The sequence below is a fragment of the Nonomuraea soli genome, assembly GCF_013761175.1.
GTDB lineage: Bacteria > Actinomycetota > Actinomycetes > Streptosporangiales > Streptosporangiaceae > Nonomuraea > Nonomuraea soli.
The window spans coordinates 395,687-421,673 of sequence record NZ_JACDUR010000009.1; the positions used below are offsets into that span (position 1 = coordinate 395,687).

Annotated in this window: 23 protein-coding genes and 1 tRNA gene; 11 read left to right on the forward strand and 13 right to left on the reverse strand. The window is 71.3% G+C overall.

The genetic code is table 11. From position 1 onward, the window contains the following. The first annotated feature begins 84 nt into the window (after positions 1-84). The gene (locus HNR30_RS40925; RefSeq protein ID WP_312895007.1) at positions 85-1,044 is read left to right on the forward strand and encodes a DUF3616 domain-containing protein; all 960 of its coding nucleotides are present in this window, start codon (positions 85-87) and stop codon (positions 1,042-1,044) included. Here HNR30_RS40925 and HNR30_RS40930 read toward each other — a convergent pair. Then, the gene (locus HNR30_RS40930) at positions 1,034-1,660 is read right to left on the reverse strand and encodes a peptidyl-tRNA hydrolase (RefSeq protein WP_181615660.1); all 627 of its coding nucleotides are present in this window, start codon (positions 1,658-1,660) and stop codon (positions 1,034-1,036) included. The two genes, HNR30_RS40925 and HNR30_RS40930, sit on opposite strands and share 11 nt — an antisense overlap. Beyond that, the gene (locus HNR30_RS40935; RefSeq protein WP_181615555.1) at positions 1,602-2,894 is read right to left on the reverse strand and encodes an MFS transporter; all 1,293 of its coding nucleotides are present in this window, start codon (positions 2,892-2,894) and stop codon (positions 1,602-1,604) included. The genes HNR30_RS40930 and HNR30_RS40935 overlap by 59 nt, the downstream gene beginning before the upstream one ends. Positions 2,895-2,965: 71 nt before the next feature. Here HNR30_RS40935 and HNR30_RS40940 point away from each other — a divergent pair, with 71 nt between their 5' ends. Together HNR30_RS40940 and HNR30_RS40945 are read left to right on the forward strand one after the other, a co-directional pair. Then, positions 2,966-3,919, forward strand: coding sequence for a GlxA family transcriptional regulator (locus HNR30_RS40940; RefSeq protein WP_246380135.1), 954 nt, complete (start codon positions 2,966-2,968; stop codon positions 3,917-3,919). 81 nt (positions 3,920-4,000) lie between these two features. Beyond that, the gene (locus HNR30_RS40945) at positions 4,001-6,556 is read left to right on the forward strand and encodes a glycosyl hydrolase family 18 protein (protein WP_181615557.1); all 2,556 of its coding nucleotides are present in this window, start codon (positions 4,001-4,003) and stop codon (positions 6,554-6,556) included. A gap of 41 nt (positions 6,557-6,597) precedes the next feature. Here the strand turns inward: HNR30_RS40945 and HNR30_RS40950 are convergent. Next, positions 6,598-6,670 (reverse strand) — tRNA-Ala (locus tag HNR30_RS40950). A gap of 86 nt (positions 6,671-6,756) precedes the next feature. Here HNR30_RS40950 and HNR30_RS40955 point away from each other — a divergent pair. Together HNR30_RS40955 and HNR30_RS40960 are read left to right on the forward strand one after the other, a co-directional pair. Continuing rightward, entirely contained in the window at positions 6,757-7,440 is a 684-nt protein-coding gene (locus HNR30_RS40955; RefSeq protein ID WP_181615558.1) for a tRNA-dependent cyclodipeptide synthase, read from the forward strand. Then, on the forward strand, positions 7,437-7,958 hold the full coding sequence (locus tag HNR30_RS40960; protein WP_220134568.1) for an EF-hand domain-containing protein: 522 nt from the start codon (positions 7,437-7,439) through the stop codon (positions 7,956-7,958). Before HNR30_RS40955 ends, HNR30_RS40960 begins: the two co-directional genes overlap by 4 nt. On the opposite strand, the gene HNR30_RS40965 is transcribed toward HNR30_RS40960, so the two are convergent. Then, positions 7,955-9,454 (reverse strand): vWA domain-containing protein, encoded by a 1,500-nt coding sequence (locus HNR30_RS40965; RefSeq protein WP_181615560.1) that lies wholly within the window; start codon positions 9,452-9,454, stop codon positions 7,955-7,957. The two genes, HNR30_RS40960 and HNR30_RS40965, sit on opposite strands and share 4 nt — an antisense overlap. Positions 9,455-9,561: 107 nt before the next feature. On the opposite strand from HNR30_RS40965, the gene HNR30_RS40970 reads away from it, so the two are divergent. After that, on the forward strand, positions 9,562-11,307 hold the full coding sequence (locus tag HNR30_RS40970) for an asparagine synthase-related protein (protein WP_181615561.1): 1,746 nt from the start codon (positions 9,562-9,564) through the stop codon (positions 11,305-11,307). 22 nt (positions 11,308-11,329) lie between these two features. Here the strand turns inward: HNR30_RS40970 and HNR30_RS40975 are convergent, their stop codons facing one another. Continuing rightward, a complete protein-coding gene (locus HNR30_RS40975; protein WP_181615562.1) occupies positions 11,330-12,604 on the reverse strand; it encodes an FAD-binding oxidoreductase in 1,275 nt (424 codons plus the stop codon). Positions 12,605-12,678: 74 nt separating this feature from the next. On the opposite strand from HNR30_RS40975, the gene ftrA reads away from it, so the two are divergent. Next, complete coding sequence (gene ftrA / locus HNR30_RS40980) at positions 12,679-13,629, forward strand: transcriptional regulator FtrA (RefSeq protein ID WP_425569859.1); 951 nt, start codon at positions 12,679-12,681, stop codon at positions 13,627-13,629. Here ftrA and HNR30_RS40985 read toward each other — a convergent pair. Then, positions 13,626-15,155, reverse strand: coding sequence for an acyl-CoA carboxylase subunit beta (locus HNR30_RS40985; RefSeq protein ID WP_220134569.1), 1,530 nt, complete (start codon positions 15,153-15,155; stop codon positions 13,626-13,628). The two genes, ftrA and HNR30_RS40985, sit on opposite strands and share 4 nt — an antisense overlap. Positions 15,156-15,165: 10 nt before the next feature. Further along, positions 15,166-16,638 carry an FAD-binding oxidoreductase gene (locus HNR30_RS40990; protein WP_181615564.1) on the reverse strand — a complete coding sequence of 491 codons (1,473 nt, stop codon included), beginning with the start codon at positions 16,636-16,638 and terminating at the stop codon, positions 15,166-15,168. A gap of 12 nt (positions 16,639-16,650) precedes the next feature. Here HNR30_RS40990 and HNR30_RS40995 point away from each other — a divergent pair, with 12 nt between their 5' ends. Further along, positions 16,651-17,391 carry an alpha/beta hydrolase gene (locus tag HNR30_RS40995; RefSeq protein ID WP_181615565.1) on the forward strand — a complete coding sequence of 247 codons (741 nt, stop codon included), beginning with the start codon at positions 16,651-16,653 and terminating at the stop codon, positions 17,389-17,391. Positions 17,392-17,395: 4 nt separating this feature from the next. Here HNR30_RS40995 and HNR30_RS41000 read toward each other — a convergent pair whose 3' ends face one another. Genes HNR30_RS41000 through HNR30_RS41010 form a run of 3 tightly spaced genes read right to left on the reverse strand, consistent with a single transcriptional unit; the run spans position 17,396 to position 19,495 of the window. Continuing rightward, entirely contained in the window at positions 17,396-18,250 is an 855-nt protein-coding gene (locus tag HNR30_RS41000) for an alpha/beta fold hydrolase (RefSeq protein ID WP_181615566.1), read from the reverse strand. A 54-nt stretch (positions 18,251-18,304) separates the two neighbouring features. Further along, positions 18,305-18,691: a DUF3224 domain-containing protein gene (locus HNR30_RS41005; protein ID WP_246380187.1), complete on the reverse strand. Its 387-nt coding sequence runs from the start codon at positions 18,689-18,691 to the stop codon at positions 18,305-18,307. Between the two features lie 36 nt (positions 18,692-18,727). Beyond that, a complete protein-coding gene (locus HNR30_RS41010) occupies positions 18,728-19,495 on the reverse strand; it encodes an LLM class flavin-dependent oxidoreductase (RefSeq protein ID WP_181615568.1) in 768 nt (255 codons plus the stop codon). Between the two features lie 119 nt (positions 19,496-19,614). Between HNR30_RS41010 and HNR30_RS41015 the strand changes: the two genes are divergently transcribed. Further along, positions 19,615-19,989 (forward strand): pyridoxamine 5'-phosphate oxidase family protein, encoded by a 375-nt coding sequence (locus HNR30_RS41015; protein WP_181615569.1) that lies wholly within the window; start codon positions 19,615-19,617, stop codon positions 19,987-19,989. A 58-nt stretch (positions 19,990-20,047) separates the two neighbouring features. Here the strand turns inward: HNR30_RS41015 and HNR30_RS41020 are convergent, their stop codons facing one another. From HNR30_RS41020 to HNR30_RS41030, 3 genes are read right to left on the reverse strand one after another with little or no spacing between them, the layout of a single operon-like run. Continuing rightward, on the reverse strand, positions 20,048-20,416 hold the full coding sequence (locus HNR30_RS41020; RefSeq protein ID WP_181615570.1) for a hypothetical protein: 369 nt from the start codon (positions 20,414-20,416) through the stop codon (positions 20,048-20,050). After that, positions 20,413-21,807, reverse strand: a complete 1,395-nt coding sequence (locus tag HNR30_RS41025; RefSeq protein ID WP_181615571.1) for a DUF8832 domain-containing protein — start codon at positions 21,805-21,807, stop codon at positions 20,413-20,415. The genes HNR30_RS41020 and HNR30_RS41025 overlap by 4 nt, the downstream gene beginning before the upstream one ends. Next, positions 21,804-22,787 carry a hypothetical protein gene (locus HNR30_RS41030; RefSeq protein WP_312895008.1) on the reverse strand — a complete coding sequence of 328 codons (984 nt, stop codon included), beginning with the start codon at positions 22,785-22,787 and terminating at the stop codon, positions 21,804-21,806. Before HNR30_RS41030 ends, HNR30_RS41025 begins: the two co-directional genes overlap by 4 nt. Before the next feature lie 229 nt (positions 22,788-23,016). Here HNR30_RS41030 and HNR30_RS41035 point away from each other — a divergent pair, with 229 nt between their 5' ends. Continuing rightward, positions 23,017-24,372: a GH39 family glycosyl hydrolase gene (locus tag HNR30_RS41035; RefSeq protein ID WP_181615572.1), complete on the forward strand. Its 1,356-nt coding sequence runs from the start codon at positions 23,017-23,019 to the stop codon at positions 24,370-24,372. Between the two features lie 58 nt (positions 24,373-24,430). Then, positions 24,431-25,855 carry a hypothetical protein gene (locus HNR30_RS41040; RefSeq protein WP_181615573.1) on the forward strand — a complete coding sequence of 475 codons (1,425 nt, stop codon included), beginning with the start codon at positions 24,431-24,433 and terminating at the stop codon, positions 25,853-25,855. The last annotated feature ends 132 nt before the right edge of the window (positions 25,856-25,987 follow it).

The window sequence follows — 25,987 nt, forward strand, 5'->3', positions numbered from 1 at the left end:
ACCTTCCCCATCAAGCACGATCGGGAGCGTACGGCATATCACCGCAAGCCGCCCAGCCTGTATCCGAAGTGTCATCATGACGAGGTGACCCAGGTGGAACTCCGCTTCGATCAGGCTTCTCGCGACAGCCGCACGCACACGAACCTGTCGGCGATCCGGCGCGACAAGACGGGCCTGTGGGTGGCGGGTGACGAGACCGCCACGATCGAGCATCTGACCTGGACGGGCGATCATTTCGGCGCTCAGCGTGGTTTCCGGCTGGCCGATTTCGTCGACCTCCCGGCGGATCCTGACGCCGAGGCGGACATCGAGGGGCTGGCCCGACACGACGGGCATCTGTGGGCGATCGGCTCGCACAGCCTCAAGCGCCGCAGGGTCAAAACCACCAGAAACCCGGACAAGGGGATCCGGAGGCTGGCAACCGTCCTGCGCGAAGAGAACCGGTTCGTCCTCGTACGGCTCCCGCTCGACGCGGCGACGAACTCCCCCGCCAAGGGCGCGATCATGTCGGGCCGCACCGAGAACCTGGCCTACCACCTGCGCGACGACCCCCACCTGGCGCCCTTCCTGGCCCTGCCGGGCAAGGACAACGGCCTCGACATCGAGGGCATCGCCGTCACCCGCCACGGCGTGCACCTGGGCCTGCGCGGTCCCGTGCTGCGGGGCTGGGCGGTGGTGCTGGAGATCCATCCCGAGGTCGACGGCGCCCGCATGCGCCTGCGCCGCCCCTACCGCAAGCACTTCCTGGACCTGGGCGGCCTGGGTGTGCGCGACATGTGCCCGTTCGGCGACGACCTGCTCCTGCTCACCGGCCCCAGCATGGATCTCGACGGCCCGGTCAGGCTGGTGCGCTGGAACCCTCGCACGCAGCGCGATCTCGTCGACGACCTTCAGGTTCTCGCCGAGCTGCCCTACGGCGAAGGCTGTGATCACCCGGAGGGGCTGACGTTGTTGCCCGACGGCCGTGTCATGGTCGTCTACGACAGCCCGTCACCGGCCAGGATGACCGAACACGGCGTCTACGCCGACATCGTCACGATCTGAGCCACGGCGCGTCCGCCACGAACGTGGCCGATCCCGGCGCGATCTCCGTGAACCCGGCGTCACGCACCACCGGCAGCCCGGAGTCGGCGAGCTTGCCGAAGTCAGGGCTGGGCCGTACGGCCACGGCCAGACCGCCGGCCTGCCACGCCCGGCGGTCACGCTCGGAGGTGGCCCACCACGCCAGCTGGGCGCTGTGTCCCGCCTGGGCCATGGCCTTGCCCGCCGACATCTCCAGCGCCGGGTTCTCCCACAACACCGGCACGCCGGCGGGCTCGCCGTACTCGGCGGTGTCGTCGAGTTGGGTGCCCGACACCTGGAGCCTGGCCAGGTCGCGCGGCCAGTCGTCGAGCGGGACCGGCGGGTGCACCCGCACCTCGGCGCTGCGGTGCACGATCGTACGGCCGGGCAGGGCGATTGCCCGCTCCCACTCGGCGCCGCGTGCCCTGCGCACCACCTTGCGGATCCTGCCGGTCGACTCCCAGACCTCGACCTCGCCCGCCCACTCCCCCGGATCGGCCAGCAGCCCGAGCACGGCCATCGCCGCCGCCTCCAGCGCGTCAGTGCGCTGCGGCGGACTCGTTCGCTCGATCCGGACGACCAGCGGCAGAACCATCATCACGGGGCTTTCCAACGGTCTTGATGGCCAGGGACATTCCCGCCGCCAGCAGGCACAACCCGCCCGCGACGAACCAGGCCACATCGTAGGCGCCCAGGTGGTCACGGGTCAGCCCGGCTCCGACGGCCGCGATGGCGGCGCCGACCTGGTGGGAGCCGAAGACCCAGCCGAAGACGACCGCGCCGTCCGCGCCGTAGATCCTGCGGCACAGCGCGACCGTCGGCGGCACGGTGGCCACCCAGTCCAGGCCGTAGAAGACGATGAAGACGAGCATGCTCGGCTCGGCCGTCGCGGAGAACAGCGAGGGCAGGACCATTAGGCTGAGCCCGCGCAGGCCGTAGTAGACGCCGAGCAGGATCCGGGGGTCGACGCGGTCGCTCAGCCATCCGGAGGCGATGGTGCCGGCGATGTCGAAGACGCCGATGAGGGCGAGCAGCCCGGCGGCGACCGGCTGGGTCATGCCGTGGTCGTGGGCGGCGGGGATGAAGTGGGTGCCGACGAGCCCGTTGGTGCTCATGCCGCAGATCGCGAAGCCGCCGACGAGGTACCAGAAGGGCCGGGTCCTGGCCGCCTTGGCCAGCACCGACAGGGCGCGGACCGCGGCGTTCACGGTGGGTGCGGGTGCGGGTGTCACGGGACCACCGCCCAGGGCGGTGGTGCCCACGTCCTCGGGCCGGTCGCGCAGCAGCAGCCAGACGAGGGGAACCACAGCCAGCGCCGCCCCCGCGACCGCGATCGAGGCCACCCGCCAGCCGGGCCCGTCGGCCAGGTGGGCGAGGACCGGCAGGAAGATCAGCTGCCCGGTCGCTCCCCCGGCGGTCAGCACCCCGGTGACGAGCCCGCGGTGCCGTACGAACCAGCGGTCGGTCACGGTGGCGACGAACACCAGCGCCATCGACCCGGTGCCGAGCCCCACGAACACGCCCCAGAACAGCAGCAGCTGCCACGAGGCGGTCATCCACACGGTGAGCCCGCTGCCCAGCGCGACCAGCAGCAGCGCGAGGCTGACGACGCGGCGCATGCCGAAGCGGTCCATGAGCGCGGCGGCGAAGGGGGCGGTCAGCCCGTAGAGGACCAGGTTGATCGAGACCGCGAGCGAGATCGTCCCCTTGGACCAGCCGAACTCGGCCTGCAACGGGTTGATCATCACGCCGGGGGTGGCACGGAAGCCCGCGGCGCCGAGGATCGCCACGAAGGCGACGGCGGCCACGAACCACGCTCGATGGATGCGCATGCGGACATCTTGGAGGAGCGGGCCGGGAAGCCACGAGTGGCCAGAAAGCCAACATGTGTAAGAATCGGGCCATGGCGCACCGCATCGCCGTCGTCGCCCTCAACGACGTCGCCACGCTCGACCTCGGCACTCCCGGCCAGATCTTCTGGGCCGCGCGAGACGCCGCGGGAGAGCATCTCTACGAGGTGGTCACCTGCTCGATCGGCGGCGCGCCCGTGCGCACGGGCGGCGGCTACAGCATCCTGCCCGACCACGGCCTGGAGGTGCTGGCCACGGCCGACACGGTCCTGGTGCCAGGGGTGCACAGCGGCGGCGTGCTGGAGCGAGGCGTCATCCCCGCGCAGTTGCGCGAGGCGCTGCAGGGACACCGGCGGATCATGTCGATCTGCACCGGCGCCTACGTCCTGGCCGCCGCGGGACTGCTCGACGGCCGCCCGGCGACGACCCACTGGCGTGACGCCGACCGGTTCAGGGCCCTGTTCCCTCGGGTGCGGCTCGATCCCGACGTGTTGTTCGTCGACGACGGCGACGTGCTGACCTCGGCGGGAGTGGCGGCCGGGCTCGATCTGTGCCTGCACGTCGTGCGCCGCGACCACGGCGTCGAGGTGGCCAACCGCACCGCGCGCCGCTGCGTGATGGCGCCGTGGCGCGAGGGTGGCCAGGCGCAGTTCATCGAGCGGCCGCTGCCGCCCGCGACGGGCCCGAGCACCGCCGCGACCCGCGCCTGGATGCTGGAGCACCTCGACGAGCCGCTCGACCTGGCCGCGCTGGCCAGGCATTCGCGGATGAGCGTGCGCACCTTCACGCGCCGTTTCCGTCAGGAGACCGCGCTGAGTCCCGCCCAGTGGCTGATCCAGCAGCGGGTCGAGCACGCGCGCCACCTGCTGGAGAGCTCCGACCTGCCGGTCGACCAGGTCGCCAGGCGCGCGGGCTTCGGCACGGCCGTCTCGCTGCGCCAGCACCTGCACGCCGCCGTCGGCGTCTCGCCGCTGGCCTATCGGCAGACCTTTCGCGGATCCGTCTAATTGGGCCTTGTCGGCCACGGCGAGCGAGCCTACGATCCAGACAAATATTTAGGAAACTTTCTTAAAAGAAAGGCTTCCACGGTGCGCCGAACAGCCGCTTTACTCGCTGCCGTCCTCCTCGTCCTCCTCCTGTCACCCCCTGCCCAGGCAGCCGCCCGGCTGACAGCCGTCTTCAGCCTGTCAGGCTCCACGGGCAAGTTCGTCGTGACGAATCCCGGCACCACCGCCGTCTCGGGATGGTCGATCGTCTTCGACCTGCCCAGCGGGGTGACCGCGAGCAGTCCCGTGCACGCCACGATCGTGCAGAACGGGACACGGGTAAAACTCACACCCGCGTACTACATCGACACCCTCCAGGCGGGCCGTACGACCGAGCCCTTCAGCCCCACGGTCAACCTGAGCTCCGCCGTCCAGCCGACCGCGTGCACCATCAACGGCGCCAACTGCGACGGCAGCGGCGAGGACCCGCCGCCGCCCGCGCCGGTGGCCGCGGAGTACTCGGTGGCCGGCAACGCCGCCAAGTTCATCGTCAAGAACAACACCACCACCGCGCTCAACGGCTGGTCCATCGTGTTCGACCTGCCCGCGGGCGTCACCGCGAGCAACGCCGAGCACGCCTCACTCACCCAGACGGGCCGCACGGTCACCCTGACCCCCGCCCACTACAACACCACCGTCGCGGCGGGCCGCACGACCGAGCCCTACAGCCCGTCGTTCCGGGTCAGTACGGCAGGCGCCCAGCCCACGAGCTGCCGCGTCAACGACGTCAACTGCGACGGCTCCCCCGACGCCCCGCCCGGCGCGCCCGGCAACCTGCGCTCACCGGTCAAGACGACCAAGACCGTCTCGCTGGCCTGGGACGCCTCGGCCGCGGGCAGCCTGCCGATCGTCGGCTACGAGGTCTACAACGGCTCCACCCTGGCCACCACCGTCACCGGGACGACCGCCACGGTGACCGGGCTGACGCCGAACACGAACTACTCCTTCACCGTCAAGGCCAAGGACCGCAAGGGCACCCTCTCGGCGGCGAGCAACTCGCTGGCCGTACGGACCAACAACCCGTCGGACGACACGCAGGCGCCGAGCGTGCCGGGCAACCTGCGCAGCACCGCCACCACCTCCTCGACCGTGACGCTGGCCTGGAACGCCTCCACCGACAACAGCGGCGTCGCGGGCTACGACGTCTACCAGGGCACGAACGTCGTCGCCTCGGTCGCCGGCCCGACCGCCACGATCAGCGGCCTGTCGCCCTCCACCTCCTACAGCTTCACCGTCAGGGCGCGCGACCTGTACGACAACCTGTCCGCGGCCACCGCGCCGGTGTCGGTGACCACGTCCGACATCGTCGACGGCTACGCGCGGGTCGGCTACTTCGTGCAGTGGGGCATCTACGGCCGCCAGTACTTCGTGCGCAACCTCGACACCAGCGGGGCCGCGGCGAAGCTGACCCACATCAACTACGCCTTCGGCAACATCGACCCCGTCAACCTGACGTGCCTTCAGGGCGTGACCAAGGGCACGACGCAGAACCCGCAGGACCCCAACCAGGGCGACGGCGCCGGTGACGCCGAGGCCGACTACGGCAGGCCCTTCAGCGCCGCCCAGTCGGTCGACGGCGTGGCCGACACCGGCTGGGAGAAGCTGCGCGGCAACTTCAACCAGCTCAAGAAGCTGAAGGCCAAGCACCCGCATCTCAAGGTGCTCATCTCGCTCGGCGGGTGGACCTACTCCAAGTACTTCTCCGACGTGGCCGCCACCGACGCCGCGCGCAAGAAGTTCGTCTCCTCCTGCATCGACATCTACATCAAGGGCAACCTGCCGGTGTACAACGCCGCGGGCGGCCCCGGCACGGGAGCGGGCATCTTCGACGGCATCGACCTCGACTGGGAGTGGCCGGGCGCCGAGGGGCACCCGGGCAACCACGTCAGCCCGGCCGACAAGGTCAACAACACGCTGCTGATCGCGGAGTTCCGCCGCCAGCTCGACGCGCTGTCGGTCACGACCGGCAAGCGCTACCAGCTGACCGCCTTCACCCCCGCCGACCCGGCCAAGATCGAGGCGGGCTGGGAGCTGGCCGAGGTCGCCAAGCACATGGACATCTTCAACGTCCAGGGCTACGACTTCCACGGCGCGGGCAGCGACAACTCCTGGGAGCCCAACCGCACCGGCCACCAGGGCAACCTGTACGCCGACACCGACGACCCGTACACCTTCCACTTCAGCGTCGAGAACGCGATCAACGTCTATCTCGCCGCCGGGGTGCATCCGCGCAAGCTGACCATCGGCCTGGCCTACTACGGCCGCGGCTGGCAGGGCGTCAGCGACGGCGGCAAGTACGGCGAGTGGCAGTCGGCCACGGGCGCGGCGCCCGGCCAGTTCCAGGAGGAGGCCGGCACCCGCGGCTACTCCAACCTGCTGGCCTCGGTGCCGGGCTGCACGATCCGCCATGACGAGCAAGCGGTCGCGACCTCCTGCTACACCGGCAACGGCGGGCAGTGGTGGACCTTCGACGACGCCTGGTCCATCCAGAAGAAGGTGGCCTGGCTGAAGAGCAAGAACCTGCTCGGGGCGATGATCTGGGAGATGTCGGGAGACCCGGGCATCCTCACCAACACGCTCGACACGGCTCTGAGGTAGACGAAAAGGGCCGCCCTGATGGGCGGCCCTTTTCCGTGAGGTGGAGCTATGGGGATTCGAACCCCAGACCTCTTCCATGCCATGGAAGCGCGCTACCAACTGCGCCATAGCCCCGCTGTTGTTGCGTGAAAAGCATATCGGACTTTCGGAGGTGCCCAGACACGTCAACCCAGAGCTACAGACTTGCTACCTTCCGTTACATGACGACGACGATGGTGGAGGCCCACCCCCTGACCGCCCGCTGCGCGGAGATCTTCGCCGCCCGCGAGCACATCCTGCTCGGGGTCAGCGCACTGAACGGATACTTCACCGTCCCGACCCTGACGACGTTGCTCGGCTGGGCGAGGGCCACCTTCGCCCGGGTGGACGTGCTGGTGCCGGGGATGGAGCTCGCGGGCACCTTGATGGCCAAGGGCTACGAGCGTCCGAGGGCGCGCAAGAAGGCGCGCGAGGAGATCAACAACACCCGCAACCGGGTGAGCAGGGCGCTGGAGGCGGCGGGCGCGACAGGAGTGGGCGTTTTCAGCTGGACCGATCTGTACGGCGAGGTCGCCTACGAGAAGACCCGTCAGGAGATCGGGCTGCTTTACGAGAGCGACGGCGAATTCCGCGAGCATTGCCACACCGCCCTGGCGGAGGTGCTGGGAGCGGCGGAGGGGTCCGGCAGCGCTCTGCCGTTCCTGCTGGCAGAGCTGCCGTTCATGGTGAACACGCCGGAGATCCTGGGCACGCGGACCTCGCTGTTCTGCTATCCGAAACTGCTCCCCATGGGAGAGTGGCTTTTCTCCGGAAATATCCCGAGTTCGAATCAGGGAATTCTCACAACACGATTGACAGGCGTTGTCGCGGATAAGGACGATTATCCAGGGGTGGCACGCACATGAATATGCAGCGCGAAAACGCCGGCCACGCATTCGACACCAGCGACATGGACGGCGACGGTTTCCTCGATCAGCGCGACATGATCGTGGTGGCCGAATCCGTCTGCGACCGGCTCGGTCTCGACGAGGCCCGGCGCGACGCCGTGATCACCGCGTACGACTACGCGTGGCGCAACGCCGTCGACCTCATCGGCACCGACAAGGACGGCAAGATCAGCAGGGAGGCCTACGTCAGGTACGCCACCTCCCCCGATCTCGACCGGGTCGTTTTCACCGCCCACATCGTCTGGCCGATCGGCGACGCCCTGTGGGACGCCCTCGACACCGACGGCGACGAGCAGCTGACCAGAGGCGAGTACCTCCGCCTCTGGGGCGCCTACGACGTGGCCGGCTGGTCGGCCAGGGAAGCCTTCGAGCGCCTCGACACCAACCTCGACGGCAGGCTGTCGAAGGACGAGTTCGCCCAGGCGATCTACGACTTCTACTACGGATCCGACGTGCCGATCTTCGGACGCCACTAGCCGAGTTTCCTGGCCTGCTCCACCAGCTGGGCCAGTTCGGCGAGCTGCGGGTCCTCGGCCTCGGCCGCCAGCCTGGCCGCCTGCTCCGACAACGAACCCAGGTCCATGCCGAAGGCCTGCCTGTCGCGCATGTAGAGGGCGAAGGCGGCCACGACCGCGTCCACCTGCAGCCGCAGCGGGGCCTTGGCCCACAGCGACTCGTGCAGGTCGGCGGCCTCCAGCGCCTTGCTCGACTCGGCGGGGGTGCGGGTGTCGGGGTCCTGCCAGCGCACGGTGGCCGCGGCCAGCTGCCCGGACGCGCCCGGCACCAGCTTGACCGCGTACAGCGCGGTCACCGCGTGGCCGGGACCGACCTCGCCGCCGTCCTTGGAGTCGTCGCGGAACTCCTCGGTGGCCAGCTGCCGGTTCTCGTAGCCGATCAGCTCGTACGACTCCACGACCGACTGGTTGAAGACGACCTGGGCCTTGGCGTCGCGGGCGCGCAGCTCGATGGTGGCGGGCAGGTTCTTGACGAAGGCCTGCTCGGCCTCCTCCACGGTGCTGACGTAGATGGCGTGGCCGTCGCCGTTGTCGGCCAGCTGCTCCATCAGCTCGTCGCCGTACTCCCTGCCCACGCCCACGGTGAGCAGCGTGATCTGCCGGCCCGCGTGCTCGGAGACCCGGTCGAGGATGCCCTGCCAGGTGGTGTCGCCCGCGTTGGCCAGGCCGTCGGAGAGCAGGATGACGCGGTTGGTGGCCGCGGGCCGGAAGCCGCGCGCGGCGATCTCGTAGCCCTTGGTCAGCCCGGCGGCCACGTTCGTGCCGCCGGAGATCGCCAGGGCGTCGACCGCCGCGAGCAACGCGTCGCGCGAGACCAGCGGCGTCATGTCCGCCACGACCTGCGCGTCGGTGCTGAAGGAGACGATGGCGACCTGGTCTCCCGCACCGAGCTGGCCCAGCAGGGTGCGCAGCGCCGACTGCACCAGGTCCAGCCGCCCGGTCTCGGCCATCGAGCCGGAGACGTCGACGACGAACGTCAGGTTCGCGGGCCGCCTGGCCGCCGCGTCGGAACGCCGGGTCTGCAGGCCCACCCTGACCAGGCCCTCGTTCGTGCGTCCAGGAATCATGGCGCCGTCGACGTGCACGGTGAAGCCGTTGTCGCGCGGTTCCGCGTAGTCCTGGCGGAAGGCGTTGACGAACTCCTCCGGCCGGATCTGGTCGGGAGCGGGCCACGTTCCGGCGCCGAGGGTACGGCGGGCGTAGTCGTAGGAGGCGGTGTCCACGTCGAGGGCGAAGGTGGAGATCTGGGAGACCTCGGTGTCCTGTTCCTGGCTCTTCTTCTCGGGTGCCGCCGCGGTGGGCCTGGCCTGGGCCTCGGACTCCTGCTGCGGCGCGCGTGCCGCGGCGTCCGACTGGCTGCCTTCCGGTCCGTGGCTCGTGGCGCCGCCCCCGCAGGCGGCAGACAGGCCAAGGAGTGCGACTAATCCGACAACGGCGACTACCCGGCGACTTTTCATACCTGCTCTGACGGACGGCTTGCGCGATTGGCCGGGCCCGTTATGCAAAAGTGCACAAAAGCCAGACGACTTGTGATGAACCGGCACAATCCGATATTGCTATCGGCATGCGCGTCTATTTGGGCCTAGCCGCAAAGCGCGGCGTGATCGCGGCCCGCTCGCTCGACCGAGCCCGCTCGATCATCGAAGAGGCCTTCCCCGTGCCCGCCGAGGTGATCAGGCGCGACGAGTGGCACGGGACCGGCGTCTCGCTGCTGGGCTGGACCAACGAGCCCGCCGGCGCCCGCGACCCGGACCTGCTCCGCCGCCTGCCCGACCGGGTCGTCGGCGTCAACGGCCACCTGGCCGACCCGAAGGACGTCGTCCGGCTGCCCGACGACGACGTCGCCGGATGCCTGTCGGCCTGGGTCGCCCGCGACGGCGAGCTGACCGCGGCCACCGCCATCAACCGGGTCTGCCCGGTCTTCCACACCGAGACCGACGAGCTGCACATCATCGGCAGCCGCGCACTGCTGGTGCACCTGATGGCCCGCGAGCGGATCGGCTACGACCTGCTCGCTCTGCAGTCGATGGCCCGCCAGGGCTTCTTCCTGTCGGACGAGACCCCCTACCAGGACGTCACGGCGCTGCGGCCCAGCTCGCGCATCACCGTCCGCGACGGCCGCCGCACGATCACCGAGACCCCGCTGCCCGAGGCGGCGCCGCCCGCGAACAAGAAGGCCGCGATCGCCGAGCTGGCCGACGCGCTCGTGGCGACCGTCGAGCCGCTGAGGACCACGGCCGAGCCCGTCAACCTGGCGCTCACGGGCGGGCGCGACACCCGGATCCTGGCCGCGCTGCTGCACGCCGCCAAGGTGCCGTTCCGGGTGACCACCAACGGGCTCGACAGCCACCCCGACGTGATCCTGGCCCGGCGGATCGCCGCCAAGCTGAAGGTCGAGCACACGGTCATCGCGCCGCCGCAGACCGAGGCCAAGGACGCCGTCCACGTCGAGCACCCCCTGATGCGCGCCTACGAGACGCTGCGCACCTGCGAGGGCATGACCTCGGCCTACGAGTCGATCGTGAGCTACCTGCCCTACAGCGACAAGCCGACCATGTCAGGACAGAGCGGCGAGACGCTCCGGGCGGGCTCGCTCAACCTCCTGCAGACCGACCTGAGCGACAAGGCACTGCTGCGGCGCATCACCACCACGTTCTGCAAGGACGGCAAGCTCTTCAGCGCCCGGGCCAACGAGCACGCCAAGGAACTGGCCAGGCCGTGGGAGCAGCGCGGGAACAAGCTGGAGGCGCTCGACCACCTCTACATCTGGTACAAGGTCGGGCGCTGGCAGGCCAGCGCCCGAGCGGGCTCCCTGCGCCGGGGCGACCCGGTCCGCCCCTTCCTCGACAACCGGGTCGCTCGCGTCGCCCTCGCGCTCGACCAGGACTGGCGCCTGTCGGAAGAGGTCATCTACCGCCTCATCCTGAAGTTCGCCCCCCAGCTGCGTGACGTGCCCATCGAGGGCAAGGCGTGGCGCTTCGCCGCCGGGCTGACCAGGCGCTGGCCGTGGCAGCACGTGCCGCCGGAGCCGATGCCCACCGTCAAGACGGGCGGGGGCTGGTCGTGGCGCACCAGCCCGGGACCGGCGTTGTCGGCGATCCTGCGCGAGCAGGTGCTGGGCACGCTGGAGGCGCTGGAGCCGATCGTCGACCCCGACGAGGTGCGCGCCCTGTTCGCCGGACCGGTGGTTTCCAGGCCCGCGCAGGCCTGGCACCTGTACACCGTCAGCACCATGATCACCGGCCTGTACCCGGGCAAGGCCCCGGAGCACCTGGAGCCGGTGACCGTGCACAAGCCCCAGCCGAGCTGAACCCGCGACCGAGCTCCGGCCGCTAGCCGAGCACCGGGTAGTTGGCGCGGAAGACCCCCTGCGGGTCGCGCGCCCGCTTCAGCTCGCGCAACCGCTCCAGGTCCGCCCTCGTGAAGGCCTGGGCGGCGCTGTCGCCGGGCGCCAGGAACGTGTACGGCCTGCGCCCGCTGACCGAGTCGCCGAGCTCCTCGGTCAGCCGCGCCAGCCTGCCCCTGACCGCCTCGGTGAGCTCGGGCCCGATCCCGGCGCCGAAGGCGTAGAGCAGGTACGGCTCGGCGAGCGATCCCGACGGCAGGTCCGACGGACGAGCCAGCGCCCCGCCGAGGTGACGCAGCTGGAAGCCGATGAGCGGCGCGAGCTCGCCCAGGACCAGCTCCACCACCCGCTCGTCGAGCACCGGGACCAGCTCGCCGCGCCCCAGGCCCGGGCTCGGGTCGGTCGGGTCGTTCGTGATCGTGCCCAGCTCCGACAGCGCGAGCGTGCCACGGGTGTCGAGCATCGCGCCGCCGAGCTCGTCGATCCTGCCGAGCACCTCCTTGGCCTCGGAGTCGGAGCCGTAGAAGGTCAGGTCGAGTCCCGCCATGGCGGGCGCGCCCGGCGGCTGCACGTGGTTGAACCAGACGGTGAGCTCCTCGGGCGCGTCGAAGGTGAGCGCGCGGAACAGCTCCAGCACCTCGGCGGCCCGCTGCCCCGGCCACATGACACGCCCGCCGTACACCGTGTCGATGGCCTGCAGCCCGATCGCCAGCGCGGTCACGATCGCGATGTCGCCACCGCCGCCGCGCAGCGCCCAGAACAGCTCGGGGTCGGAGTCGGCGCTGACGCGGCGCTGCTCGCCGTCGGCGTCGACCACCTCGAAGGCCAGCACGCTGCCGGCGGCGAAGCCGAACTTCCTGCTGAACCAGCTCAGGCCGCCGCCCAGCAGGTATCCGGTCACGCCGACGCCCGGCGCGCTGCCCGGCAGGCCGGTCAGGCCGTGGCGGGCCGCCTCGGCCTGAACCTGGCCCCACTTGGCGCCCGCGCCCACGCGGGCGACGCGGCGCCCGGGGTCGACCTCGACGGTGTCGAGCCCTCCCGTGCGCAGCAGGATGGCACCGCCCGCGTTGCCGGAGGCGCCGTGGCCGTTGGGCTGGACGGCGATCGCCGCACCGGTACGGCGCGCGTGCCGTACCAGCTCGGCCACCTCGGCGGCCTCGGTCACCTCCGCCACCGACGTCACGGGCTGCTGCACGGTCAGGTTCCAGGGCCGGGACGCGGCCTCGAAGCCGTCGTCCCCGGGGAAAAGATTCTTGGTCATACCCCTATGACGGATCCGGCGGGAAAAGTGTGACTGGCTACCATGACGACATGCTCGTTCCCCTCCCCGCCAAGCTGCCGACCGTCGCCGTCCTGGCCTTCGACGGCATGGCCCCGTTCGAGCTCGGCTGCGTGGTGGAGGTCTTCGGGCTGCCCAGGCCCGAGCTCCAGGTGCCCTGGTACGACCTGAAGGTGTGCGCGGAGAGCCCCGAGCCGCTCAACGCGGTCGGCGGATTCACCCTGCGGGCCGCGCACGGGCTCGACGTGCTGGCCTCGTCCGACACCGTGATCGTCCCCGGCGTCTCGGACGTGCGCGGCCAGGTCTCCGAGGAGCTGGTCGCGGCGCTCCGGCAGGCGCACGAGCGCGGCTCCCGCCTGGTCTCCATCTGCTCGGGGGCCTTCGCGCTGGCCGCGGCGGGACTGCTCGACGGCCGCGAGGTGACCACCCACTGGCGCTACGCCGACCTGCTGCAGCGCCGTTTCCCCGCCGTCCGCGTCAACCCCGACGTGTTGTACGTGGACCACGGCGACGTGCTCACCAGCGCGGGCAGCGCCGCCGGGATCGACCTGCTCATCCACCTGGTCCGCAAGGACCACGGCGCCACGGTCGCCAACGACGTCGCGCGCCGGCTGGTCGTGCCTCCGCACCGCGAGGGCGGCCAGGCCCAGTTCATCCAGGCCGCGGTCACGCCGGTCGACGAGCACGACGGCGTCGCCCACGCGATGGCCTGGGCGCTCGGAAACCTGGCCAGGCCGATCACCGTCGCCCAGCTGGCCGCCGTCGCGTGCATGTCGGAGCGCACCTTCATCCGCCGCTTCAAGCAGCAGACGGGGACCTCGCCGCTGCGCTGGGTCATCTCCCAGCGGGTGGCGGCCACGCTGCCGCTGCTGGAGTCGAGCGACGCGCCGGTGGAGGAGATCGGCGCGGCGGTCGGCTTCGAGAGCCCGGTGACCTTCCGCCACCACTTCTCCCGCACCATGCGCACCTCGCCGTCGGCCTACCGCCGGGCCTTCGCGCTCTCCTAGGGCCTGGTGAGGGGCCTGGGCCCGGGTTCGAGCACCTCGTAGGCGTCGCGTACCCAGTCGGCCAGCAGCGGCCTGGTCATGGCCGGGTCGACGATGTCCTCCACCAGGAAGGCCTCGGCGGTGCGGAAGGGCGAGCGCACCGCCTCCAGCCGGGCGGCGATCTCGGCCTTCAGCGCGGCCGCCTCCTCTCCCGCCTCGGCGAGCATGCGTTTGAAGGCCACCTCCAGGCCGCCCTCGACGGGCAGCGAACCCCAGTCGCCCGACGGCCAGGCGATGCGCAGGCCGTACCTGGAATGGGGCCTGTGAGCGGCGCCGGCGACGCCGAACACGCGCCTGACCAGCACCGAGGCCCACGGCACCGTCGACTGGTAGACGGCGGCAAGAGCGCGGGCGCCGTGCCGGATGGTGCCCGCGCGTTCCGCCGCGCTGCCGATCACGAAGCCCGGCTGGTCCACCAGGTGCACGACGGGCAGGCTGAAGGTCTGCGCCAGGTCGACGAAGCGGGCGGTCTTGTCGGCGCCGTCGGCGGTCATGCCGCCGCCGTAGATGTTCGGATCGCCGGCGAGCACGGCGACCGGGTGCCCGTCGAGGCGGGCCAGCGCGGTGATGGTCGACGGGGCGAAGCGGCCGCCGAGCTCAAGGACGTCGTCGAAGACCGTCCGCATGATCACGCGCATGTCGTAGGGCCTGCGGCGGTCGCGCGGCACGATGTCGCGCAGCACCGACTGGTCGAGCGCCTGCCTGCCCGCCCTGACGGGCGGCCTCGTCCAGGCGTTCTGCGGCAGGTAGGACAGCACGGACCTGGTCAGCTCGAAGGCCTTTTGCTCGGAGGAGGCGACCAGGTCGACGGTTCCCGCCGCCGAGACCGGCCGCCAGCCGCCCAGTTCCTCCTTGCCGACGCTCTCGCCCATGCCCGCCTCGACCACGGCGGGCCCGGCGACGAACACCTGCGACAACTCCCTGACCATGATCGAGACGTGGGAGGTGACCAGCCGGGCCGCGCCGAGCCCGGCGACCGGCCCCAGGGCCAGCGCCACGACCGGGACCCTGCCGAGGTTGGCCACGACCTGGTCCCAGCCGGGGTTGTGCGGCACATAGGTGCGCCCGAACTCCTCCAGCTGCTTGACGCTCCCGCCGCCGCCGGTGCCGTCGACGAGCCGGACGAGCGGCTGGCGCATCTCCCCCGCCATGCGTTCCGCCAGCACCTGCTTCTCGTGGATGGCCGCGTCGGCGGCGCCGCCGCGCACGGTGAAGTCGTCGCCGACCAGCACCGCCTTGCGCCCGGCGACGACCGCCCTGCCGACGATCGTGTTCGACGGGGTGAAGTCCTTCAGCTCCCCCGCCTCGTCGTAGACGGCCCGGCCGGTCAGGGCGCCGACCTCGGTCCAGGAGTCGGCGAGCGCGTCGAAACGCTCGCGCACGGTCAGGCGGCCGGTGGCGTGCTGGCGCGCGACCCGCTCGGGGCCGCCCATGCGGGCGGCCAGTTCCTTGCGGCGCTCCAGCTCGGCCAGTTCGTGATCCCACACGGCGACGACGCTAGACGAGGACGCCCGGATTGAGAATCCCGTTCGGGTCCAGCGCGGTCTTGGCCGCGCGCAGCGCCAGCGCGAACGGCTCTGGCCGCTGGCGGTCGTACCAGGGCCGATGGTCGCGCCCGACCGCGTGGTGGTGGGTGATGGTGCCGCCGTGCAGCATGATCGTCTCGGAGACCCTGCTCTTGATCGAGTCCCAGTCGTCGCCCGAGGCGGTGATCGTGTAGTACGGCGCGGGCCCGTCGGGGTAGACGAACGCCAGCCGGCAGGTGATCTCCCCCAGCCCCATCACCTCGTCGTGCAGCTTGGCGAACCGGTCCCAGGTCACCGCCGTCTCGACCGTCTCGACGAGCACGTCGAGGCCCGGATAGGCGTTCCTGAGGTACGGCATGCGGGTGAAGGAGCCCTTCCACTCCCTGTCCTGCCTGATCTGCTGGGGCTCGCCCCGGTGGGAGCGCACGATGCGCAGCGCCGCCTCCAGCAACGAGTCGACGGGCCCGGACTCGAAGCCCAGGATGAGCACGCAGTGACGGCCGTCGCCGCCCGCCGCCAGGGCCGCCTCGCGGGCGTCGAGCAGCCGGCAGTTCGACGGGTTGAGCCCCGACTGGGCCAGGTCGTGCACCGCCGCCACACCTGCGATCCACTCGTCGAACAACACCGGCACCGACACCTTGGCCGTGGGACGCAGCTGCAGGCGCACCCACGCCTGGGTGATCACTCCGAGCGCGCCCTCCGAGCCCAGCAGCCACCGGTCGGGCGAGGGTCCCGCCCCGCTGCCCGGCAGCCGCCGCGACTCCCAGGCCCCGGCGGGGGTCAGCGCGCGCACCGACTCGATCAGGTCGTCGATGTGGGTGTTGCCCGTCGCGTAGTGGCCGCCCGCCCGGGTGGCGATCCATCCGCCGAGCGTCGAGAACTCGTAGGACTGCGGGTAGAAGCGCAGCTGCAGCCCGTCGGGCAGCTGGGAGTTGATCACCGGTCCCGTGGCGCCCGCCTGGATCAGCGCCGCCCTGGACAGCGGGTCGACCTCCAGGACCCGGTCCATGCGTCCCAGGTCGAGGCTGAGCGCGGGACCGTCGAAGCGTGCCTCGACGCCGCCGACCACGCTCGTGCCGCCGCCGTACGGGATGACCGCGACGCCGGTCGTGGCCGCCCACTCCAGGACCCGCTCGATCTCGTCCTCGGTGCGCGGCCTGGCCACCAGGTCGGGGGCGTTGGCGAAGTCGCCCCGGTAGGCGCGGGTCAGGTCGCGGAAGGCCTTGCCGTACGTGTGACGTGCTCTTTCGTACGGCTCCGCGGTGGCGAAGCCGGACAACAACTCGGGCACGGGCAGCCTGGGCGGCGCCATCCTCACCCGCTCGAAAGGTACCGGCGGCCGCCATGCCGACGGGTCTCCCAGGCCGATCACCTCAGAGATCAGCCGGGCGGTCTGCTCCAATTCGTGGTGGTCCGGCTCGGGACCCCATGCCCAGTGGCTCATAACCTCTTATACGTGCTCCGGGCCGCTCTTGTGATCCTCACCGTGGTCGTCGTGCTGTTCGCCCTGCTCTGGGCGTTCCAGCGCAGTCTCATCTACCTGCCTGACAGCCGGCCGGTTCCCGCCGCCCGCGACGTCACGCTGACCACCGCCGACGGGCTGGAGCTGAAGGCGTGGCACTGGCCGGGAGGCGAGGTGACGGTGCTGGTCGCGGGCGGAAACGCGGGCAACAGGAGCTACCGCCTGCCGCTGGCCGAGGCGCTGGCCGCACGCGGGTTCTCGGTGCTGCTGATGGACTACCGCGGGTACGGCGGCAACCCCGGCACCCCCACCGAGGAGGGGCTGCTGATGGACGCCAGGGCGGCGCGCGCATTCGTCAAGGGCCGCGTGGTGTACTTCGGCGAGAGCCTGGGCGCGGCCGTGGTCACCGCACTGGCCCTCACCCACCCGCCCGAGGCTCTGGTGCTGCGCTCGCCGTTCACCTCGCTGGCCGACGCCGGGCAGCACAACTACCCGTTCCTGCCGGTGCGCCTGCTCCTGCGCGACCGCTTCCCCCTGGCGCAGCAGGTACGCGAGGTCCGGGCGCCGGTCACGGTCGTCTACGGCACGCACGACACGATCGTCCCGCCCGAGCTGAGCCTGGAGGTGGCCAGGGCGGCCGGAGCCAGGGTGGTCGCCGTCGACGGGGCCGGCCACAACGACCGGGTGTTGCTGGACGGCCCCCAGGTGATCGAGGCGGTGACTGACGCCCGCTGACGGCTCAGGCCCCGTCGAGGACCTCTCGCAGCTTGGCGGCGAAGGCCTCCGGCTCGCCCGGATAGCCGAACTCGCCACCCATGAAGCCGCCGTGGTGGCTGGGGAAGACCACGGCCTCGACACCGAGCCGCTCGGCCACGCCCTCGCCGCCGCGAGCGGCCATGGTGCCCGCGCCCTCCACGCTGACGGCCGGGACGACGCGGGTCGAGGCCGCGCGCAGGGCGTCGAAGTCGTGCTCGTAGTGCGTGCACGTGATGAGGTTCTGCGCGAACAGCACGTCGTCACGGGTGCCGTCGTCGTCGGTCGGCATGCCCATGGCCGCCGGGTCGCCCACGGGCAGCTCGCCGATGTCCTCGGGAAGCTCACCCACGTGGCTGGTGATCGCCATGAACTGCGCCATCGCCGGGCCGAAGCCCTCCTTCTCGTAGGTCTGGCGCATCTGCTGGATGAGCCTCTCGGCGTTGGCCCGGTCGGGCAGCACGGGCGCGGCCGGCGGCTCGTGCGCGACCAGCGTCGAGACCAGCTCCGGGTGCTTGGCCACCAGTGCCAGCGCGTTCACGGCGCCGCCGCTGCTGGCGAACACCTCGACGGGCCCGCCGACCGCCTCGATGACGCGGCGCAGGTCGTCGGCGTGGATGTCGGGCGTGGACTCGCCCGCGCCCGGCTCCCGCTGACTGCGGCCGGCCCCGCGCGGGTCGTAGGTGACCACCGTGCGGTCGGTGAAGAAGGTGCTCAGGGTGGCGAAACCGGTGGCGTCCATGGGTGAGCCGATGAGCATCAGCGTCGGCTTGCTGCTGCCCTGGACCTCGCGCACGTCGTAGGCGATGACGGCGCCGGGCGCCTCGATGGTGTGGCTCATGTTCTCTCGCTCCTTCTTGGGTGTCATGAGGTAGACCAGCAGGAGCGGAGAAACTCATCGGTCGAACGTGTAGGAGTGACTCCCGTCCGGCGCGATGTGAATCCGCATCTCGCCGCGCAGCCCGGTCAGCTCCCCGGTGCCGGAATCGGGCACCACCGAGACACGCAGCGACTGTTCCCCCTCGTCACTGATCCCCGTGTGTTGAAGGAGGAAACTACCTTTTCGGCCATCCAGCTCGCCAGTCACGTGCTCGATGGCCACATAGGTCCGTGATTCCTCCACCGGAGTGGTGCCCATGGTCATGTAGACGACGCTGGTGCCGGTCAGGTCGCCGTGGAAGGTCTTGCGAAGGGTGACCTGGGTGATGGCGATCCCGTCCTGGTCGGCCACGGGCGGCTGGGGCTCCCAGCTGTCGATCTCGAACGTGCCTGTTGCGCTCATGCCGTCCAAGCTATGCGTCGTACCTGTCAGCTCGTGTCAGGTACCTGCCAGGCGTTCCACCACGGGCGCGAGCTGCTCCAGGTACTGCCCGTTGACCGACACGTAGGAGATGCCCAGCTTGTCGCGGCGCCGCTCCAGGGTGTCGACCATCTGCTCGACCGAACCGCTCAGGACGCCGATGCCCGCCGTCGACGGGTCCATCCACGCCGGCACGCCGTTCACGCCCGCCAGGTTGACCATCAGCTCCAGCTTGCCGAACCGGTCGCCGGCGATCTCGTAGAGCTCGTCCAGCTTGGCCGACAGCCGCTCCTCCGTGGCGTCCGCGGCCAGGGCGAGCGCCACCGTGTCGGCCCGCTCCGCGGCCAGGCGCAGCGCCGCCGGGCTCGAGGCCGCCATGAGGATCGGCACCTCGCGCACCAGGTCGAGGGTCTCGGCGACCCTGGCCAGGCGCCACTGCGCCGAGCCGAACTCCACGCCGAGCTTCTCCGCGTCCACCCTGCCCATCGGGCGGCCGGCGCCCAGGCCCAGCTCGAAGCGGCCGTCGCTGAGCCGGTGCAGGGTGCTCGCCTCCCACGCGACGGTCGCGGGCGTGCGGATCGGCGAGGCGGCGACGTAGGTGCCGACGTGCAACCGCGTCGTGACGGCGGCGGCCGCCGCCGTCGCCGCGAACGGCGAGAAGGTGTTGAGCGTGTCGGGGACCAGCAGCGTGCTGTAACCGAGCTCCTCGGTACGGCGGGCGAACGCGGTCCAGGCCTGGCCCGTCGGGGCGAAGCCGCCGACGGCGCCGAATCGGAAAGGTCTCATGCCCTCCACGATCGCCCGCGCGCCGCCCCAGGACATCGGCCCACGGGCGGCCTCGTCACTACCCCAGCCGATGTAGCCGGACATCGAATCTGTCGGTGACGGGCGTCACACTGGGGGCCATGGAACCTCGGATCGGCCCGATCACCCTGCCCCAGGCGTACGGCACGCCGACGCGCACCATGGAGTGGAGCACCGTCCTCGACCGGCTGCGCGCCACCCACCGCTTCTGGCTGGCCACCACCCGCCCCGACGGGCGGCCCCACTCGGTGCCGATCGACGGGGTGTGGGTGGGCGAGGCGTTCTACTTCGGCGGCTCCCCCGAGACCGTGCACCAGCGCAACATGGCCGCCAACCAGGAGGTCGTCGTCCACATCGAGGACACCAAGGCCGCGATCATCGTCGAGGGCCGCGCGGTGCTCGTGCCGATCACCGACGAGGTGCGGCGCGTCACCAAGGAGAAGTACGGCTGGGCTCCCCCCGCCACCCACGAGTAGATGCTCGAACCCCGCCGCGTCCTCGCCTGGGACGACCTTTCCGCCAACGCCACCCGCTTCACCTGGCGGCGCTGACCGGCGCCTGCACCGTCAGCGTCTCCTCCCCCGCCGGTCCCGTGAGCCGGATCGACAACTGCCACAGCCCGGCCATCGACAACATCTCGCCCCCTGCCACGAACCGGCCCGCCCCCGCGAGCCGCGCGCTCACCTCGGGGGCCGCGTGACCCATCGACGGCATCGAGGCGGCGATGGTGACCGTGTCGGCCCGGCCCGAGGTCACCCGCACCTCCACCTCGCCGCCGATCTCCACCCGCACCGCGTAGGAGGCGCCGGTGACGGCCACGCTCACCGGGTCGTCGCCGCGGCCCAGCACGAACACGGCGACCGCCACGGCCACCAGCGCGAGCACCCCCAGCAGACGCTTCACCTCGGCACCTCCACCACGAACGGCACGGTCACGATGCGCTCCCCTGTGGCGTACTGCGCCCAGGCCAGATACCGGCCCGGGGCCGGGAAGCCGAAGGTGAAGCGCAACGTCGGGCCGCCCGTGCCCATCTCGTGCACGTGGCCGAGGAACGCCCCGTCGGCGCTGCGCACGATCAGGTGCCCTGCCATGCCCAGCCAGGGCCTGGCCGCCGCCACCGTGTCGACCTCGACGGTCGTGGGCCGCCCCGCCACCGGCACGGCGGGCACCATTCGCGGCGCGGCGCCCACGGGGCCAGTCGTCGTCTCACCTGGGCCTGGTTCTTCTCGGGGTGGCTCGTCTCGGGGTGGCTCGTCCCGGTCCGCGACCGTGAACTCTCCCGTGAGCAGTTGCCCGCCCGACTCCTGCCGTTCCAGCTCGACATGGACCAGGTGCCGCCCGGGCCGCTCGGCGCGCAGCCTGACCTCCAGCCGTCCCGGCGCCGTGCGCAGCGGATGGCTGTGGCTGAACGAGACGCCGTCCTGGCTGGTCACCACCAGGTGGGCGAGCGCCTCGTGATGCACGGCCAGGTCGTCGACCGGCACCCCCGTCGCGCCGTCGACCAGGTCGAGCCGCAACGTGTAGTCCTGGCCGGCCACCGGCTCGGCGGGAACGGTGGTCACCAGCGCGCGGGCGAAGGGCCGCGGACCCGCCGTCGGCTGCGCGCCGTCGGGGTCGGCGACGGGCAGGTACGGCTCCAGCACGACGAAGGTCGCCGCGATCGCGACGAAGGCGGCGATGCCCGCCGACACCAGCATGCCCGCGCGCCTGCGCGCCACCGCCCCGGTCAGCAGGCCACCCACCGCCAGCAGCGCCGCCGCCAGGAGGGCGCCGTAGATCACCAGCTCCCAGCTCGCGCCGCGCTCCACCAGCACGCGGAAGGGCAGCACGGCGCTCTCGCCTGCGGCGCTCAGCCTCAGCTCGTACGGCCCGGCCTGCTCGGCCCGCAGCTCCGCCACGTCGCCCAGCCCTGCATCACCCGCCACCACGCCGCTCGGCCGTACGTCACTCGCCACCGCACTGCTCGGCCGTACTTCACCCGCCACCATGCCGCTTGGCCGTACGTCACCCGCCACCATGCCGCTTGGCCGTACTGCGCCCGTCGCCGTGCGGCCGTCGGTCACCGAGCGCAGTTCCAGGGCCAGCCGCTCAGGCGCGCCCCCGTGGTAGGCCTCGACGCGGACGCGCAGCGGCGCGGGCACGCGGCGCACGCCCTCGACCACCACCGTCAGCTCGGACCCCCCGATGGTCAGGGCGACACGCAGGTCCGCCCCAGCGGAGACGACATGCGCCGCCGCAGGGGCAGACCCGGCCAGAACCAGAAAGACGACCAGCAGGCAGCAAACCCGCCTCATGGACGGCGGGCGTCGGGCAGCATCAGCACCCCGAGCACGAGCCCGAGCAGCCCCGCCACGATCGGCGCACCGGTCCACAGCTCAGGCACCAGCGGCAACGCCCCGGCGGCGGCCGATGCCACCCCGATGTAGATCGACCACGTCAGGAACGACCAGACCCCCGCGAACGCCCAGAACGCGCCCCGCCTCGACTCCGAGGGCCGCAGCCGCAGCACCAGCAGGTCGCCGACGAGCCCCGCCACGACGACCCCCAGCAGGATCGGCCAGTTGGAGAACATGGTCTGCGCGCCCGACATCAGGATGAAGACCGTCGTGAACAGCGTCAGCGCCCCGAACGGCAGGTTCCACCTGCGCACCAGGAACAACACCGCCGAGGTGAGCACCATATTGCTGATCACCATCGCGGTGGCCAGCTGGTCGGGGCCTCCTCGGAAGTCGGCGCCGGAGAACGCGCCCACGATCCCCCGCGGGCCCCACTGGAGCGCGTCGCCGTACGACAGGAACAACGAGACCAGCGTGCTCGCGAACGCCAGCCCGAGCACCGCGGGCACCAGCCGGCCCAGCGACGGCCGCTCGCCCACGTCGGGGGCCTTCCACGCCGAGCGCAGCGGGGTGGTGACGATCAGCGCCATCGTCGAGACCAGGCCCAGGTGCGACGGGCTGAACAGGATGTCGATGTTGGTCTCGATGCCGAGCACGGTGTGCCAGATCATGTCGGCCAGGCCGAACGTGGCGAAGGCGGGAATGGCGAGCAATCCGGCCAGATACCCGTGCGGCACCGCCGCCAGCCCCTGCCTGCCGGTGCGGACGTTGCGCCACACCTGCCACACGATCCACGCCGAGACCGCGGCGAAGCCCGAATAGAACACCGCGTGCCACGGGGTGAAGAAGGTCTCCAGCCCGACCAGCTCAGGGTTGGAGTGTGCCCACGCGTCGATCATCAGTCCGACCCCGAACCAGACGCCCAGCAGGGCCGTCACGAGATCGGTCGCTGGCGAGACCCACACCCTCGCCTCTCCGGAATCAGCCCATAACCGCCGGGTCTGCGCCCCCGTCATCGCCATGCCGCCACGCCCTTTCGATAGCTGTCCACAACGAGCCTAGTCGCCCGCGGCGTTCATTAAAGTTGGCTGAGAAATCCGCCCTTCACCTGGCCTTTATCCGGGAACGCATGTCACTCTCCTGGTGGTGGGGAAGCGGAGAGTCGAAGTGAAACTCAACATGGGATGGGGCGCCAGGCTGGCGGCGGCGATCACGGTCGTGGCGCTCGCGACCGGGTGCTCGGCGGCGCGGTCCGCTTCTCCCGGGCAGGGCACCACGGAGCCCAAGGTCACCGAGACGGCGCAGCCACGCGCGCGCACCGAACCGCCCCCGGTGGCGGCCAACTGGCCACGCTGGGGACTGACCCACACCCAGACCAGCGGCAACAACGGCGACGACCGGCTGCTGCGCGGCGCCTCGGAAACCCTGTCGCGGGTCCCGATGTTGCAGAACCAGCACATCATGGGCTTCGGCGTGGGCAACCCGGAGGAGAACCCCGGCGAGTTCAACTTCGAGGACCTCGACAGCCGCATGCGCCTCATGGACCAGTCAGGCGGGCTGCCGCTCATCACGCTGTGCTGCGCGCCCGACTGGATGAAGGGCGGGCCCGCCGGCCAGACCTCCTGGGAGAAGGAACACCTGGAGGCCGCCCCCGAGGCCAAGCACTTCGACGACTTCGCCAAGCTGGCCGCCACCGTCGCGCAACGCTACGACCACGTGCAGTACTTCATGGTGTGGAACGAGCTCAAGGGCTTCTGGCCCGACCACTCCCGGCCGCCGGACATCGAGGGCTACACCGAGATGTACAACAAGGTCTACGACGCGGTGAAGGCGGTGCGCCCCGACGCCAAGATCGGCGGGCCGTACATGGGCTTCCACAGCGTACGCAGCGACGGCGGCAACGCCTCCTCGCTGGCGGGCCCGTGGGGCGCGGTCGACCAGCTCGTCCTCGACGCCTTCGACTACTGGAACAAGAACAAGAAGGGCGCCGACTTCATCGTCGTCGACGGCGCCTCACCCACCGACGATCACCAGCTCAAGCCGGACGCCTTCGGCGCCACCCAGAAGTTCGCCGACGTGACCCGGTGGCTGCGCGACAAGACCGGCAACCTGCCGGTGTGGTGGTCGGAGTTCTACTTCATGCCCGAGGACGGCTCCACCGACTGGCCCGAGCAGATGCGCGTGGCCGTCCAGGCGGTGTCCATGATGGAGTTCGCGCGAGGCGGCGCCGCCACCGCCCTGTACTGGAACCCGCAGACCAAGTCGGGCGCGTGCAAGGGGTGCATGTGGAACCCCTCCGACGGGGGCGCGCGCGGCGCCGGCGACCTGATCAGCAACTTCGTCAAGTGGTTCCCCGCCGGGGCGGAGCTGGAGGAGGTCGCCGCCTCCGACGAGCGCGTCAGGGTGCTGGCGCAGGCTCAGCAGCTGGTGATGGTGAACACCGCCGACGAGGAGGTCAGCGCGACGGTGGACGGCAAGGACGTCACGCTCAAGCCGTACGAGACCAGATGGGCGGACCGCTGACGGGAGACGGTCGGCCCAGCAGCAGCCGTAGCCGACACATGTCCGACAACATGTCCTCATGTCCCCCGTAGCCGCCAACCCCGCCCTGCCTCCCGACCTCGTCGACAGGCTGATCACCTCCGCCGACGAGTGGACGGCCGCGGACCTGGCCGACCATGCGGAGCTCACCCCCTCCCAGGCCCACGCGCTCGCCACCCGCGCAGGATCAGTGATTCCCGCCCTGATCAAACGCGGGCTCCTCCCCCTCGACGCCGCCGACCCCGCCACCCGCCCGGACGCCGCCCTCCTCCTGCTGGCCGACGGCGCCGGCCTGCCCGCCTGGCCCGGCGTCCTGGCGGCCGACCCCACCCGCCGGGAAGCGCTGGCCGCATGCCCCGGACTGCCTCCCGACGTCCAGGAGCTCCTCGCCGACGACCAGGACATCCGGGTCGTCGCCGAGCTCGCCCTGTGGGCCGGCCCCGAACTGGCCACCCGGCTGTCGGCCCACCCTCACGCCGAAGTCCGCAGCGCCGTGGCGGCCAACGTGTCAGCGCCACCTGAGGTGCTGGCCGCCCTCGTCACCGGCGACACCCTGCCTCCGCCGCTCGGCTGCCTGGTCTGCGACCGCGAGGCCACGCCGTACGTCCACGCCCCCGAGTGTCCGAGGCTCGACTGCGACCTGCGCCCCGGCGCGTCGTGCGACGGCACCCACGAGTCGACGACGGAAGAGCTGCGGCTCAGGGCGATCGCCAACCCGTCTACTCCGCCCGCGGTCCTGCTCCGCTTCGCCGTCGATCCGTCGACGCTGATCCGCCTGCGCCTGGCCGAGCGCCCCGACCTCCCGCAGGAGACCTACGAACAGCTGGCCGCAGGCCCGGAACCCGGCGTCCGTGGCGCTCTGGCCGCCAACCCCGGCATCGACGACGCCCTGATCCGCCGCCTGGCCGAAGACCCCGATCCCCTCGTCAGGCGCGACCTGGCCGCCCATCCGAGGATCCCGCCGTCCGTCCTCGACGACCTCTCACGGACCACCAGGATCGGCGCCACCCTCCTGCCCCGGATCGCGGCGGCCTCGACCTCCGAGATCGAGGAACTCGCGGCCTCGGCGAACCCGGTCATGCGGATGCTCGTCGCTGCGCGCCGCGATCTGCCGCCCGCCGTGCGCGACGCCCTGGCCGCCGATTCCGACGCCAAGGTCGTCAAGGCCGTGGCGGGCCACCCCGGTCTCTCCGACGCCCAGCTCAGGGCGGTGGTCAGCCGCCACGGCGCCATGGTCGCCGCCGCCGTCGCCACCAACCCGGACGCCTCACCCACCCTCCTGGAGGAGCTGACCCGCCATCGCCCGCCGGTGCGCAAGGTGCTCCGCGAGGTCGCCCGGCATCCCGGCGCCACAGCTGCCGCACTGCTGACCTGCCTCGACGACCCCAAGGCCAGGGCCCTGGCGGCCACCCACCCCAACCTTCCGCGCGAGGCCATGGAGACCCTGCTCGCGGCGGGCGAATGAAGGGCGGACGAAACCCCGGCCGGCTGTCTCGCCCCGTCGCTCTCCCGGTTCGCCATCATGGACGTCGCCGCGCCGCCGTACGGGCCGGTCCTGGTGGGACGGTGGCCGTGACGGCGCGGCGAGTTCGCCGGG